Consider the following 224-nt stretch of genomic DNA (forward strand, 5'->3'; position numbering starts at 1 on the left):
TCGATGAAGATCAGTTTCTCCGGATCGAGGTCCAATTGACCATCGAACCAGGCGCGCCGGCGCTTCAGGACGTCCGGTCGGTCCTGCTCCAGTGCGTGTGCGGTCTTTTTTTAAAGGTCCACCCACGGCCTCGAAGCCAGGCGCCAAGTGCGCTGCGGCTGATCTTCACCTGCCGCTCGACGGACAAGCGCTCAACCATCTCATCGAGCGTCACATCCCTACGC

At 60.7% G+C, this 224-nt stretch carries 1 pseudogene; it reads right to left on the reverse strand.

Going from position 1 to position 224, the window contains the following annotated elements:
* Nucleotides 1–224: pseudogene (locus MOV76_RS39700) on the reverse strand (IS630 family transposase); the annotation flags it as partial.

It is taken from the genome of Rhizobium sp. PRIMUS64 (genome assembly GCF_023006465.1).
GTDB classification, from domain to species: domain Bacteria; phylum Pseudomonadota; class Alphaproteobacteria; order Rhizobiales; family Rhizobiaceae; genus Rhizobium; species Rhizobium leguminosarum.